Source organism: Variovorax sp. GW822-FHT04E09, assembly GCF_058800845.1.
Genome location: NZ_JBXAMR010000001.1, coordinates 486,445 through 500,350, shown reverse-complemented (window position 1 = coordinate 500,350; position 13,906 = coordinate 486,445). Strand labels below are relative to the sequence as shown.

Genomic DNA, 13,906 nt, shown 5'->3' with positions numbered 1-13,906 from the left:
CGTTCGCAACGCTTTTTGAAGTCATTTCACATAGGAGTCCGTAGATGCTGGGTTTGATGCAAGACCAACCGCTTTTGATCTCGTCGCTGATCGAGTTCGTCGAGCGCCACAACGGCGACGGCGAGATCGTCTCGCGCCGTGTCGAGGGCGATATCCACCGCTGCACCTGGAGCGACATCGCATCGCGCGCCAGGCAGGTGGCCAATGCGCTGGATGGCGAGCAGCTGCTGTTCAGCGACCGCATCGCCACCCTGGCCTGGAACGGCTACCGCCACCTGGAGCTGTACTACGGCGTGAGCGGCAGCGGCCGCGTGCTGCACACCATCAACCCGCGCCTGCACCCGGACCAGATCGCGTGGATCGCCAACCATGCCGAAGACCAGATCCTGTGCTTCGACCTGAGCTTCCTGCCGCTCGTGCAGGCGGTGCATGCGCGTTGTCCCACGATCCGGAAATGGGTTGCACTGTGTGACGCCGACAAGCTGCCGGCCGACAGCGGCGTGCCCAACCTCGTGAGCTACGAGGCCTGGATCGGCACGCAGTCCACCACCTACGATTGGCCCACCTTCGACGAGAACTCGGCCTCGAGCATGTGCTACACGAGCGGCACCACGGGCAACCCGAAGGCCGCGCTGTACAGCCACCGCTCGACCATGCTGCATGCCTACGCTGCCGCGCTGCCCGACGTCATGCGCATCTCGGCGCAAGACTCGGTGCTGCCGGTGGTGCCGATGTTCCACGTCAACGCCTGGGGCATTCCGTATTCGGCCGCGCTGGTGGGCTGCAAGCTCGTGTTCCCGGGCCCGTCGCTGGACGGCAAGTCGGTGTACGAGCTCATCGAGTCCGAAGGCGTGACCTTCGCGGCCGGCGTGCCCACCGTGTGGCAGATGATGCTGGGCCACATGCAGACCAACGGCCTGAAGTTCAGCAAGCTGAACCGCACCGTCATCGGCGGCTCGGCCTGCCCGCCGGCCATGATCACGGCGTTCCAGGAGAACTACAACGTCGAGGTGCTGCATGCCTGGGGCATGACCGAGATGAGCCCGCTGGGCACGCTGTGCACGCTGAAGAACAAGCACCTGTCGCTGCCCGCCGATGCGCAGCTGCAGATCCGCATGAAGCAGGGTCGCGCCATCTTCGGCGTCGACATGAAGATCGTCGACGGCAACGGCGACGAGTTGCCCTGGGACGGCAAGGCCTACGGCGACCTGTTGGTCAAGGGCCCCTGGGTCGTCAAGGAGTACTACAAGGGCGAGGGCGGCAACCCGCTGGTCGCCGACGCTGCGGGCCGCGGCTGGTTCCCCACCGGCGACGTGGCCACCATCGATGCCGAGGGCTACCTGCAGATCACCGACCGCAGCAAGGACGTGATCAAGTCCGGCGGCGAGTGGATCAGTTCCATCGACATCGAGAACATCGCCGTCGCGCACCCGGCCATCGCCATGGCGGCCTGCATCGGCGTGTTCCACCCCAAGTGGGACGAGCGCCCGATCATCGCGGTCGTGAAGAAGCCCGGCGCCGAAGTCACCCGCGAGGAGCTGCTGAAGTTCTACGAGGGCAAGACCGCCAAGTGGCAGATCCCCGACGACGTGGTGTTCGTGGAGGCCATTCCGATCGGCGCCACCGGCAAGATTCTCAAGACCAAGCTTCGCGAACTGCTCAAGGACTACAAGCTGCCGGGCCTCTGACGCACGGTCAAAGCCCACCCGCACTGTCGCGCACGCGATAGGAAGGCCGCCCCGGCGGCTTTCCTTCCGGGCATTCCCTGTGCGGCGAAGAAAAGGGCGCTTGTACGCTGGCGTCCCGCCTTTCAACCAGGAGACTCTTCATGCACTTCGGTATCAAGTCAGTGGCCGCCTGCGCCATGTTGGTGAGTGTTTCAGCGTCGTTCGCCCAGAAGGGCGAAACCGTCAAGATCGCCTGGCTGGACCCGCTGTCGGGTCTGATGGCGGCCGTGGGCACCAACCAGCTCAAGACGACCCAGTACCTGGCTGACGAGTTCAACAAGAAGAATGCGTCGGGCGTGAAGTTCGAGATCATCGCGATCGACAACAAGCTGAGCCCGCAGGAGACCACCGCGGCGCTGCGCTCGGCGCAGGACCAGGGCGCGCGCTACATCACCCAGGGCAACGGCTCGGGCCCGGCGCTCGCGATCATCGACGCCGTCGAGAAGAACAACGCGCGCAATCCCGGCAAGGAACTGCTGTACCTGAACTATGCGGCGGTCGATCCCGACCTCACCAACAGCAAGTGCAGCTACTGGCACTTCCGCCTCGATGCCGACACCTCCATGAAGATGGAAGCGCTGACCACCTGGATGAAGGACCAGGCCGACATCAAGAAGGTCTACATCCTGGGCCAGAACTACTCCCACGGCCAGCAGGTGTCCAAGTTCGCCAAGGACAACCTCAAGACCAAGCGCCCCGACATCCAGATCGTCGGCGACGACCTGCACCCGCTCGCGCAGGTGCGCGATTTCTCGCCGTACATCGCCAAGATCAAGGCCTCGGGCGCCGACACGGTCATCACCGGCAACTGGGGCTCCGACCTCTCGTTGCTCATCAAGGCGGCGAACGACTCGGGGCTGGACGTCAAGTTCCTCACGTACTACGCACCGGGCGCCGGCACGCCCACGGCCATGGGCGCCACCTCGGCCGGCAAGGTCTACACCGTGGCCTATGCCCACTACAACATGGGCGGCGAAATCCAGCGGCTGCTGACCGGCTACAAGAAGAAGATGAACGACGACCTGACGCAGTCCTCGATCTATCACACCTTCGCCTTGCTCGATGCTGCGTTCGTGCAGACCAAGTCGACCGACCCCGTCAAGGTGGCCGCGGCGCTCGAAGGCATGAAGATCAAGAGCTTCAACGGCGAGGTCGAGATGCGCAAGGCCGACCACCAGCTGCAGCAGGGCCTGTACATCTCGCGCTGGGAGAAGGCCAGCGCCAAGTACCCCTACGACGCCGAGAACACCGGCTACACCAACGTCCCCGTGAAGTATTACGAGTCGTATGTGGCGAGCACGCCCACGACCTGCCAGATGAAGCGCCCCTAGGCGTCTTTGTGAACGCATTTCCTACCCATCGGTAGAAGATACCTACCGCCGGGTAGCAAAAGAAGGAAATGCACTGTCGCCTGCGCGATAGATACGTGCCTTTGCAGCCCCTTCCTTACGGGCATTCCCTGAGGGGTGGGGTGGCAAAGACTTGTACGCTTGTGCAGCGTTTTTGATATCGGTTTGACCAGGAGATATAGATTGAAGTTCGCTCTGAAGATCGCTACCGCCGCCGTGCTCGCGGCAAGTGCCACCGGTGCCCTTGCCCAGAAGGGTGAGACCGTCAAGATCGCGTGGCTGGACCCGCTGTCGGGCCTGATGGCGGCCGTCGGTACCAACCAGCTCAAGACCTTCCAGTTCCTGGCCGAAGAATTCAACAAGAAGAACGTGGCCGGCGTGAAGTTCGAGGTCATCGGCATCGACAACAAGCTCAGCCCCCAGGAGACCACCGCCGCGCTGCGCTCGGCCATGGACCAGGGCGCGCGCTACGTGGTGCAGGGCAACGGCTCCGGCCCGGCGCTGGCCATCATGGACGCGCTCGAAAAGCACAACGCCCGCAACCCGGGCAAGGAAGTCGTGTACTTCAACTACGCGGCCGTCGATCCCGACCTGACCAACAGCAAGTGCAGCTACTGGCACTTCCGCCTCGACGCCGACACCTCCATGAAGATGGAAGCCCTGACCACCTTCATGAAGGACCAGGTCGACATCAAGAAGGTGTACCTGATCAACCAGAACTACTCGCACGGCCAGCAGGTCGCCAAGTACGCCAAGGACAACCTCAAGACCAAGCGCCCCGACGTGCAGATCGTCGGCGACGACCTGCACCCGCTGGCCCAGGTGCGCGACTTCGCGCCCTACATCGCCAAGATCAAGGCCTCGGGCGCCGACACCGTCATCACCGGCAACTGGGGTTCCGACCTCGCGCTGCTCATCAAGTCGGCCAACGACGCGGGCCTGAACGTCAAGTTCTACACCTACTACGCCGTGACCAACGGCACGCCGACCGCCATGGGCGCGGCCTCGGACGGCAAGGTCTACATGGTGGGCTACAGCCACTACAACGCGCCGGGCCCGATCGCGCCGATGATGAACGAGTTCAAGAAGCGCTTCAACGAAGACCTGTACACGACGTCGCCGTACACCGTGTACGCGATGCTCGCCGAAGCCTTCGTGCGCACCAAGTCGACCGACCCCGTCAAGGTGGCGGCCGCCATGGAAGGCATGAAGTTCAAGAGCTTCAACGGCGACGTCGAGATGCGCAAGTCCGACCACCAGCTGCAGCAGGGCCTGTGGATCACGCGCTGGCAGAAGGCCGACGCGAAGAGCCCGTACAGCCCGGAAAACACCGGCTACACGCTGGCACCGGTCAAGTACTACGAGCCCTACGTCTCGAGCACGCCCACCTCGTGCCAGATGAAGCGACCCGGCGGCGCCTCCTGATCGCCTGCTGATCGCCCCCTGACCGGTCGAGGCCCGACTTCAACACTCGGGCCTCTTTCTTTTTCAACCGACACGGAAGACCGATGAACGTCGAATTCTTCGTCATCTCACTGCTCAACGGCGTCAGCTACGGCCTGCTGTTGTTCATGCTGAGCTCTGGCCTTACGCTGATCTTCAGCATGATGGGTGTGCTCAACTTTGCACACGCCAGCTTCTACATGCTGGGCGCCTATTTCGCCTACACCCTGTCAGGCATCGTCGGCTTCTGGCCCGCGCTCTTTCTCTCGCCGCTGCTGGTGGGGGCACTGGGTGCGGCCTTCGAACGCTACAGCCTGCGCCGGGTCCACAAGTTCGGCCACGTGCCCGAGCTGCTGGTGACCTTCGGTCTTTCGTACCTCATCCTCGAGCTGGTCCAGCTGGTCTGGGGCCGCTCCACGGTGCCCTACGGCCTGCCCGAGGCGCTGCAGGGGCCGCTGTTCTCGCTGTACGGCACGCAGTTCCCCAAGTCGCGCTCGTTCATCATGCTGGTGGCGATGCTGATGCTGGTGTCCGTGTGGCTGCTGCTCACGCGCACCCGCATCGGCCTGGTGATCCAGGCGGCGCTGAAGCACCCCGACATGGTCGAGGCGCTGGGCCACAACGTGCCGCGCGTGTTCATGCTGGTGTTCGGCGGCGGTGCCGCGCTGGCCGGCCTGGCGGGCGTGATCGGCGGCAACACCTATGTCACCGAACCGGCCATGGCCGGTTCGGTCGGCACCATCATCTTCGTGGTGGTGGTGGTCGGCGGCATGGGCTCGCTGGCCGGCGCCTTCCTGGCGTCGCTGCTGATCGGCATCATCCAGACCTTCGCCGTTGCGCTGGACCACTCGCTGGCCACCGCGCTGCAGGCCCTGGGCGTGGCCGTGAGCGACCAGACCTTCGGCTACGAGCTGCTCAAGCTCACCATCTCGCAGGTCGCACCGATCCTGCCGTACCTGTTCCTCGTGCTGATCCTCATCTTCCGCCCGAAGGGTCTTCTGGGCACCCGGGAGGACTGACACCATGACCACCGCAACCACCACTTCACCGACGACCCCGACGCGGTACTACCGCTTCAAGCCCTGGAACATCGGGCGCTACCTGGTCTGGGCGCTGTTCGCCCTGGTGCTGATCATCTCGCCGATGCTGTTCAAGAGCAGCCTGGCGCTGACGATGCTCTCGCAGATGGGCTACCTGATCATCATCTGCCTGAGCTACAACATCCTGCTGGGGCAGGGCGGCATGCTGAGCTTCGGCCATGCCGTCTACACCGGCCTGGGCTCGTTCATCGCCATCCACGCGATGAACATGGCGACCAAGGGCGGCCCGACCATTCCGCTGGTGCTCATTCCGCTCGTCGGCGGTCTGGCGGGGATGTTCTTCGCCATCCTGCTGGGCTTCGTGACCACCAAGAAGTCGGGCACCACCTTCGCCATGATCACCATGGGCATCGGCGAGCTCGTGGCCTCGATGGCGCTGATGTTCCCCAGCTTCTTCGGCGGCGAGGGCGGCATCACCACCGACCGCGTGTACGGCCCGAGCTTCTTCGGCTTCACCTTCGGCCCGCAGATCCAGGTGTACTACCTGATCGCCGCGTACTGCTTCGTGTGCACCGCCCTGATGTATGCCTTCACCGGCACGCCACTGGGCCGCATGCTGAACGCGGTGCGCGACAACCCGGAGCGCGTGGAGTTCATCGGCTACAACACGCAGCGCGTGCGCTACTTCGCGTTCATCATCGCGGGCTTCTTCGCCGGCATCGGCGGCGGCCTGGCCTCGATCAACTTCGAGATCGTGAACGCGGCCGACAGCCTGAACGCCATCCGCTCGGGCGGCTACCTGCTGTTCACCTTCCTGGGTGGCGCGGTGTTCTTCTTCGGCCCGATCATCGGCGCGGTGCTGCTGGTGTTCGCCTCGATCCTGCTGTCCGAACTGTCGAAGGCCTGGCAGCTGTACTTCGGCCTGGTGTTCGTGTTCATGGTGATGTTCGCCCCCGGTGGCATCGCCAGTCTGGTCATGATGAACCTGCGCGTGGCCAAGTTCGGCAAGTTCAACCGCTTCTGGGGCCTGTACGCCGCGCTCGCCGTGGCCCTGGTGCCGGTGGTGGTCGGCGCTGCCGCGCTGATCGAGATGATCTATCACATCCAGCTCAACGCGGCGATGGGCCCGGATCTGAAGTTCTTCGGCACCATGCTGAACACGGCGGGCGTGACCAGCTGGCTGGGCGCCATCGCGATCCTGGCCGTCGGCCTGGGCCTGCTCGAGGTGGCACGGCGCCGATTCGTGCGGGTCTGGGGCCAGGCGCAGGAAGAGATCGAAGCAGAAATCAAACGTCGGGAGGCGGCGTAAATGAGCGCGCAATACGCATTGGAACTGAAGGCGCTGCGCAAGAATTTCGGCAAGACCGAAATCATCCGCGGCGTGGACCTGGCGGTGAAGGCCGGCGAACGCATCGCCGTGATCGGGCCGAACGGCGCGGGCAAGTCGACGCTGTTCAACCTGATCAGCGGGCGGCTCACGCCCACCAGCGGCGAGGTGCTGCTCAACGGCCAGCGCATCGACGGCAAGAAGCCCTATGAGATCAACCGCCTGGGGCTGTCGCGCAGCTTCCAGATCACCAACATCTTCCCGAAGCTCAGCGTCTTCGAGAACCTGCGCTGCGGCGTGCTGTGGAGCCTGGGCTACAAGTACACGTTCCTGCGCTTTCTCTCGAACCTGGACGACGCCAACGCGCGCACCGAAGAGCTCATCAAGCAGATCGGCCTGGAGCGCAAGCGCGACGTGCATGCGGTGAACCTCACTTATGCCGAGCAGCGCGCGCTCGAGATCGGCGTGACCATCGCCGGCGGCGCCGGCGTGATCCTGCTGGACGAGCCCACGGCCGGCATGAGCAAGACCGAGACCTCGCACTTCATCTCGCTCATCAAGCACGTCACCGTCGGCAAGACGCTGTTGACGGTGGAGCACGACATGGGCGTGGTCTTCGGGCTGGCCGACAAGATCGCGGTGGTGGTCTACGGCGAAGTCATCGCCTTCGACACGCCGGCTGCCGTGCGCGCCAATGCACGCGTGCAGGAGGCGTATCTGGGTTCGTCGGTTGCCGACGCGCAAGGGGCGGGACACTGACATGCTGAAGCTTCACGACATCCACGCCTACTACGGCAAGAGCCATGTGCTGCATGGCGTTTCCTTCGACGTCCGCCCGGGCGAGATCGTGGCCCTGCTGGGTCGCAACGGCTCGGGCCGTTCGACCACGGCCAAGGCCATCATGGGCCTGGTGCATGCCGAGGGCACGCTGCAGTGGAAGGGCGGCGACATCCTGCGTCGCAAGGCCTACGAGATCGCGCACATGGGCATCGGCTACGTGCCCGAGAACCGCGACATCTTCCCCAAGCTCACGGTGCACCAGAACCTGCTCCTGGGGCAGAAGGGCTCGGGCAAGGGCAGCCGCTGGTCGTTCGACGACATGTACGGCATGTTCCCGCGCCTGAAGGAGCGCCAGCACACCGAGGCCGGCGTGCTCTCGGGCGGCGAGCAGCAGATGCTCACGCTGTGCCGCACGCTCATGGGCGACCCCGACCTGATCATCATCGACGAGCCCACCGAAGGCCTCGCGCCCAAGATCGTCGAGCTGGTGGGGCAGTACCTGCGCACGCTGAAGGACAAGGGCATCTCGGTGCTCCTCATCGAGCAGAAGCTCACCATCGCGATGCAGATTTCGGACCGCGCGCTCGTCATGGGCCACGGCAGCATCGTGTTCGACGGGACGCCCGACAGCCTGCGCGCCGACGGCACCACCCGCAGGGAGTGGCTGGAGGTTTAAGCAAACCCCCAGGCTTCGCGCGCTTCGTGTCGCGCGCGCCAACCCCCTTGCAGGGGGCAACACCTGCGGCCCGGCAAAGCCGGTTCCGCGGTGTTCCTGGAAAGTCCGGCTCTCTCTTGAGGCCCTTGTCCCGACAGCGACTGCGTGCCATTGTTCGGCCACGCAAAACGCCTAGAATCTTCGAAAAAGAACACTCGTGCTTTTTCTTCTTTTTCTTCACACACCAAGGAACGCAGCATGACGGCTGAATACAAAGTGCTCGGCGATGTCGCCGTGATCACCCTGACCAACCCGCCGGTCAACGGTCTCGGCTTCTCGACACGCATCGGCATCACCGACGGCCTGTCCAAGGCCAATGCCGACAGCGCCGTCAAGGCCATCGTCATCACCGGCGCCGGCAAGGCGTTCTCGGGCGGTGCGGACATCAAGGAATTCGGCACGCCCAAGGCGCTGCAAGAGCCCAACCTGCTGAGCGTGATCCTCTCGCTCGAAGCCTCGCCCAAGCCCATCGTCGCAGCCATCCACTCCGTGTGCATGGGCGGCGGCCTGGAGCTGGCCCTGGGCTGCCACTACCGCGTGGCCGCACCGGGCACCAGCGTGGCACTGCCTGAAGTCAAGCTCGGCCTGCTGCCGGGCGCCGGCGGCACGCAGCGCCTGCCGCGCGTGATCGGCGTGGAAACCGCCCTGAACATGATCGTCAGCGGCGAGCCGGTGAAGAGCGAACTGCTCGCCAGCCTGCCGGGCCAGAAGCTGTTCGACAAGCTGGCCGCCTCGGCCGAGTCGGTGTTCGACGAAGCCGTCGAGTTCGCCAAGTCGGTCGCTGCCAAGGGCGGCGAGCTGCCGCTGGTGCGCAACCTGCCGTGCAAGCACCCGCAAGGCGATGCCTACTTCCAGTTCGCCAAGAACATGGTCGGCGGCATGTCGAAGAACTACCCTGCGCCGCTGAAGTGCGTCGACGCGGTGCAGGCCGCGACCAAGATGAAGTTCGACGACGGCATGGCCGAAGAGCGCCGTCTGTTCACCGCGCTGATGTTCACGCCCGAATCGCTGGCCCTGCGCCACCTGTTCATGGCCGAGCGCGCCGCGAGCAAGATTCCCGACGTGCCCGAAGACACGCCCAAGCGCGAGATCAAGGCCGTGGGCGTCATCGGCGCCGGCACCATGGGCGGCGGCATCTCGATGAACTTCCTGAACGCGGGCATCCCCGTGAAGATCCTCGAGATGAAGCAAGAGGCGCTCGACCGCGGCATTGCCACCATCAAGAAGAACTACGAAGCCCAGGTCAAGAAGGGCAAGCTCAAGCAGGACAAGTACGAGCAGCGCATGGCGCTTCTGAGCACCACGCTGAGCTACGACGACCTGAAGGACGCCGACCTCATCATCGAAGCGGTGTTCGAAGAAATCGGCGTCAAGGAAAAGGTCTTCAAGGAACTCGATCGCGTCGCCAAGAAGGGCGCCATCCTGGCCTCGAACACCTCGACGCTCGACGTCGACAAGATCGCCTCGTTCACCGACCGTCCGCAGGACGTGGTCGGCATGCACTTCTTCAGCCCGGCCAACGTGATGAAGCTGCTCGAAGTGGTGCGCGGCAAGGCCACGTCCAAGGACGTGCTGGCCACCGTGATGGCCATCGGCAAGAAGATCAAGAAGACCTCCGTCGTGTCGGGCGTGTGCGACGGCTTCATCGGCAACCGCATGATCGAGCAGTACAGCCGCCAGGCCGGCTTCCTGCTGGACGAAGGCGCCACGCCGCAGCAGGTCGACAAGGCCATCGAGAAGTTCGGCTTCGCCATGGGCCCGTTCCGCATGGGCGACCTGGCCGGCAACGACATCGGCTGGGCGATCCGCAAGCGCCGCGCCGTCGAGCGCGCCGACATGAAGTACAGCCGCACGGCCGACAAGCTGTGCGAGTTGGGCCGCTTCGGCCAGAAGACCGGGGCAGGGTGGTACGACTACCAGGCCGGCAAACGCGACGCCATTCCGTCGGAACTCGTCAACAAGATGATCGAGGACCACCGCAAGGAACTGGGCATCACGCCGCGCAAGATCTCCGACACGGAAATCGTGCAGCGCCTGGTGTTCGCCCTCGTCAACGAAGGCGCGCACATCCTGGAAGACGGCATTGCCTCCAAGTCGGGCGACATCGACATGGTGTACCTGACCGGCTACGGCTTCCCGATCTACCGCGGTGGCCCGATGCACTACGCCTCGCAGGTCGGCCTGTACAACGTGGCCGAGACGATGAAGCGCTTTGCGCAGAACCCGCGCGACGACGGCGAGTTCTGGCAGCCCGCACCGCTGATCCAGAAGCTGGTGGCCGAAGGCAAGTCCTTCAGCTGAGACGACTGAACCCGGATCAAGACCGCCCATGTTGAAACGCATCTTCCTCGGGCTGCTGCTGGTGCTCCTGGCACTGGTGGCGGCCGTGGCGGTCAAGACCTGGACCACGCCATCGCAACAACTTGCGGTGGCGCCCGCACCCAAGCTGGACATCGACCTGCAGGCAGCCGCCAAACGGCTGTCTACGGCGATCACGTTCCGCACGGTGTCGAGCATGGACGACTCGGCGGCCAACGCGGCCGAGTTCGACAAGCTCCACGCTTACCTCGAACAGCAGTACCCCAAAGTCCACGCCACCCTGAAGAAGGAAGTCGTGGGCAACAAGGCACTGCTCTACACATGGGCCGGCACCGACCCGTCCGCCAAGCCCATCGCGCTGATGGCGCACCAGGACATGGTGCCCATCGCCCCCGGCACTGAAAAAGCCTGGACGGTCGACCCCTTCGCTGGCGAGATCAAGGACGGTTTCGTCTGGGGCCGCGGCACGCTCGACAACAAGAGCAATCTTTTCGCGCAGATGGAAGCCATCGAGCTTCTCATCGGCGCCGGCTTCAAGCCGAAGCAAACCGTCTATCTGGTGATGGGCGACGACGAAGAAGTGAGCGGCCTGCGCGGCGCGCTGCCCATCGCCGAACTGCTCAAGTCGCGCAACGTGCGCCTCGATTGGGTGCTCGACGAAGGCCTGCTCGTGCTCGACGGCGTGCTGCCCGGCCTGAGCAAGCCCGCAGCGCTCATCGGCCTGGCCGAGAAGGGCTACGGCACCTTCTTCCTGTCGCTCGACACCGCCCCCGGCCATTCGTCGATGCCGCCGCAACACAGCGCCATCGGCAGCATGAGCGCCGCGCTGGCCCGGCTCGAAGCCAACCCGATGCCCGGCGGTATCCAAGGCGTGGCGGGGCAGATGTTCGGCGCGCTCGCGCCCGAAATGAGCGGCGTCAACCGCGTGATGCTGTCCAACCTGTGGCTCACCGAGTCGCTGGTGCGCGGCCAGCTCGAGAAGAGCCCGAGCAGCAACGCCATGCTGCGCACGACCACGGCGCTGACCATCGTGCGCGCCGGCAACAAGGACAACGTGCTGCCCGGCCGCGCCGAGGCTGCCGTCAACTTCCGCATCCTGCCGGGCGACAGCATCGCGAGCGTCGAGGCGCACCTGCGCAAGACGCTGGCCAACGACGACATCAAGATCAAGCAGTACCCCGGCAACTCGGAGCCGTCGCCCGTGTCGCCCACCGACAGCACCGGCTACCGTGCGATCCAGCAGGCGGTGCGCCAGAGCTTCCCCGATGCCGTGGTGGCACCCGGCCTCATGACCGCCGCCACCGATTCGCGCCACTTCAGCCTCGTGAGCGACGCCGTCTTTCGCTTCTCGCCGTTCCGCGTGAAGAGCGAAGACCTGGCGCGCTTCCATGGCAACAACGAACGCCTGGCCATCTCGAACTACGGCGAGATGATCGGCTTCTATCACCAGCTCCTGAGCAACACCAACGCTGCTCCGGCGCAATGACGACCCCGTCTTCTCCCTCTTTTCCCTTCCATCTTCAAAGGACCTCACCATGACCAGCGCCGTCATCGTTTCCACCGCCCGCACGCCGCTCGCGAAGAGCTGGAAGGGTGCCTTCAACATGACGCACGGCGCCACGCTGGGCGGCCATGCCGTGCAGCACGCGGTGCAGCGCGCCGGCATCGACCCGGCCTCGGTCGACGACGTCATCATGGGTTGCGCCACGCCCGAAGGTGCCACCGGCTCCAACATCGCGCGCCAGATCGCCCTGCGCGCCGGCCTGCCGGTCACCACCTCGGGCATGACCATCAACCGCTTCTGCTCGTCGGGCCTGCAGACCATCGCCACCGCTGCCCAGCGCATCATCGCGGGCGAGGGCGACGTGTACGTGGCCGGTGGCGTCGAGAGCATCTCGTGCGTGCAGAACGAGGCCAACACGCACATGCTGGCCGACCCGTGGCTCGTGAAGCACAAGCCCGAGATCTACTGGAACATGCTGCAGACCGCCGAGCAGGTCGCCAAGCGCTACAACATCGGCCGCGACGCCATGGACGAGTACGGCGCACAAAGCCAGCAGCGCGCCACCGCCGCGCTCGAAGCCGGCCTCTTCAAGGCTGAAATCGCCCCCATCACCGTGCTGGCCGGCGTGGCCGACCCCGTGATGGGCCTGCGCACCAAGGAAGTCACGATCGAGAACGACGAAGGCATCCGTCCCGGCACCACCAAGGAAGGCATCAGCGGCATCCGCTCGGCCATGCCCGGTGGCCTGATCTCGGCCGGCAACGCCAGCCAGTTCTCCGACGGCGGCGGCGCCTGCGTGGTGGTCGACGAGAAGTACGCCCAGCAGAAGGGCCTGAAGCCCCTGGGCCGCTTCCTCGGCTTCGCCGTGGCCGGCTGCGAGCCCGACGAAATGGGCATCGGCCCGGTCTTCGCCATCCCCAAGGTGCTCAAGCGCCTGGGCCTCACGGTCAACGACATCGACCTGTGGGAGCTGAACGAAGCCTTCGCCGTGCAGGTCATCTACTGCCGCGACAAGCTGGGCATTCCGGGCGACCGCCTGAACGTGAACGGCGGCGCCATCGCCGTGGGCCACCCCTACGGCGTGAGCGGCCAGCGCCTCACGGGCCACGCGCTCATCGAGGGCAAGCGCCGCGGCGCCAAGAAGGTCGTGGTCACGATGTGCATCGGCGGCGGCATGGGCGCTGCGGGCGTGTTCGAGGTCCTGTAACCATGTCCGGCTTGGGCAATGACCAGGAGGTCTCGCCCGAAGCCGCCCTGGCCTACGGCCGCAGCGTGCTGGCCGCGCAGCCCTTCAGCGTGCTGATCGGCGCCGAGCTGCATGCACTCGCGCCGGGCCATGCAGAGCTCCAGCTGCCGCTCGGCGCGCAGCTGAAGCAGCAGCACGGTTTCGCCCATGGCGGCATCGTGAGCTACATGGCCGACAACGCGCTGACCTTCGCGGGCGGCAGCGCCTTGCGCGTGCCGGTCGTGACCTCCGAATTCAAGATCAACTACGTGCGGCCCGCCATCGGCCAGCGGCTGATTGCGCGCGCCCGGGCCGTGCACACCGGCAGCTCGCAGGCCGTGTGCACCTGCGAGGTGGTGGCGGTGGCCGACGACGGCACCGAGAAGCTCTGCGCGCTGGCGCAGGGCACCATCGCCAAGCTGCCCGATTCCCCGAAGAAGACTTCGTCGCCCGCGAAGTCGTAGCCTGAAGAAGACA

At 65.1% G+C, this 13,906-nt stretch carries 11 protein-coding genes; all 11 read left to right on the top strand.

The features are described from left to right. Positions 1-44 precede the first annotated feature (44 nt). Positions 45-1,688 carry a 3-(methylthio)propionyl-CoA ligase gene (locus tag AC1RL8_RS02375; protein ID WP_070060678.1) on the top strand — a complete coding sequence of 548 codons (1,644 nt, stop codon included), beginning with the start codon at positions 45-47 and terminating at the stop codon, positions 1,686-1,688. A 140-nt stretch (positions 1,689-1,828) separates the two neighbouring features. Further along, positions 1,829-3,058, top strand: coding sequence for a branched-chain amino acid ABC transporter substrate-binding protein (locus AC1RL8_RS02370; RefSeq protein ID WP_062471303.1), 1,230 nt, complete (start codon positions 1,829-1,831; stop codon positions 3,056-3,058). Positions 3,059-3,259: 201 nt separating this feature from the next. Then, positions 3,260-4,501: a branched-chain amino acid ABC transporter substrate-binding protein gene (locus AC1RL8_RS02365; protein ID WP_492687111.1), complete on the top strand. Its 1,242-nt coding sequence runs from the start codon at positions 3,260-3,262 to the stop codon at positions 4,499-4,501. Between the two features lie 83 nt (positions 4,502-4,584). Further along, a complete protein-coding gene (locus tag AC1RL8_RS02360) occupies positions 4,585-5,538 on the top strand; it encodes a branched-chain amino acid ABC transporter permease (RefSeq protein WP_095745331.1) in 954 nt (317 codons plus the stop codon). Positions 5,539-5,542: 4 nt separating this feature from the next. Continuing rightward, positions 5,543-6,868, top strand: a complete 1,326-nt coding sequence (locus AC1RL8_RS02355) for a branched-chain amino acid ABC transporter permease (RefSeq protein WP_062471312.1) — start codon at positions 5,543-5,545, stop codon at positions 6,866-6,868. After that, the gene (locus AC1RL8_RS02350; protein WP_062471315.1) at positions 6,869-7,645 is read left to right on the top strand and encodes an ABC transporter ATP-binding protein; all 777 of its coding nucleotides are present in this window, start codon (positions 6,869-6,871) and stop codon (positions 7,643-7,645) included. Between the two features lies 1 nt (position 7,646). Then, positions 7,647-8,342 (top strand): ABC transporter ATP-binding protein, encoded by a 696-nt coding sequence (locus tag AC1RL8_RS02345; RefSeq protein ID WP_062471318.1) that lies wholly within the window; start codon positions 7,647-7,649, stop codon positions 8,340-8,342. A gap of 237 nt (positions 8,343-8,579) precedes the next feature. After that, positions 8,580-10,682, top strand: a complete 2,103-nt coding sequence (locus AC1RL8_RS02340; RefSeq protein WP_492687110.1) for a 3-hydroxyacyl-CoA dehydrogenase NAD-binding domain-containing protein — start codon at positions 8,580-8,582, stop codon at positions 10,680-10,682. A 28-nt stretch (positions 10,683-10,710) separates the two neighbouring features. After that, positions 10,711-12,186, top strand: coding sequence for a M20 family peptidase (locus tag AC1RL8_RS02335; protein WP_492677070.1), 1,476 nt, complete (start codon positions 10,711-10,713; stop codon positions 12,184-12,186). A 49-nt stretch (positions 12,187-12,235) separates the two neighbouring features. Continuing rightward, entirely contained in the window at positions 12,236-13,411 is a 1,176-nt protein-coding gene (locus AC1RL8_RS02330) for an acetyl-CoA C-acyltransferase (RefSeq protein WP_070060672.1), read from the top strand. Between the two features lie 2 nt (positions 13,412-13,413). Further along, the gene (locus tag AC1RL8_RS02325; RefSeq protein WP_492687109.1) at positions 13,414-13,893 is read left to right on the top strand and encodes a PaaI family thioesterase; all 480 of its coding nucleotides are present in this window, start codon (positions 13,414-13,416) and stop codon (positions 13,891-13,893) included. Positions 13,894-13,906: the final 13 nt, after the last annotated feature.

Excerpts from the sequence above, each read along its gene's own strand:
- AC1RL8_RS02370 (WP_062471303.1), top strand. The coding sequence starts at position 1,829 with ATGCACTTCGGTATCAAGTCAGTGGCCGCCTGCGCCATGTTGGTGAGT.
- AC1RL8_RS02325 (WP_492687109.1), top strand. The coding sequence starts at position 13,414 with ATGTCCGGCTTGGGCAATGACCAGGAGGTCTCGCCCGAAGCCGCCCTG.
- AC1RL8_RS02345 (WP_062471318.1), top strand. The coding sequence starts at position 7,647 with ATGCTGAAGCTTCACGACATCCACGCCTACTACGGCAAGAGCCATGTG.
- AC1RL8_RS02340 (WP_492687110.1), top strand. The coding sequence starts at position 8,580 with ATGACGGCTGAATACAAAGTGCTCGGCGATGTCGCCGTGATCACCCTG.
- AC1RL8_RS02330 (WP_070060672.1), top strand. The coding sequence starts at position 12,236 with ATGACCAGCGCCGTCATCGTTTCCACCGCCCGCACGCCGCTCGCGAAG.
- AC1RL8_RS02355 (WP_062471312.1), top strand. The coding sequence starts at position 5,543 with ATGACCACCGCAACCACCACTTCACCGACGACCCCGACGCGGTACTAC.
- AC1RL8_RS02335 (WP_492677070.1), top strand. The coding sequence starts at position 10,711 with ATGTTGAAACGCATCTTCCTCGGGCTGCTGCTGGTGCTCCTGGCACTG.
- AC1RL8_RS02375 (WP_070060678.1), top strand. The coding sequence starts at position 45 with ATGCTGGGTTTGATGCAAGACCAACCGCTTTTGATCTCGTCGCTGATC.
- AC1RL8_RS02350 (WP_062471315.1), top strand. The coding sequence starts at position 6,869 with ATGAGCGCGCAATACGCATTGGAACTGAAGGCGCTGCGCAAGAATTTC.
- AC1RL8_RS02360 (WP_095745331.1), top strand. The coding sequence starts at position 4,585 with ATGAACGTCGAATTCTTCGTCATCTCACTGCTCAACGGCGTCAGCTAC.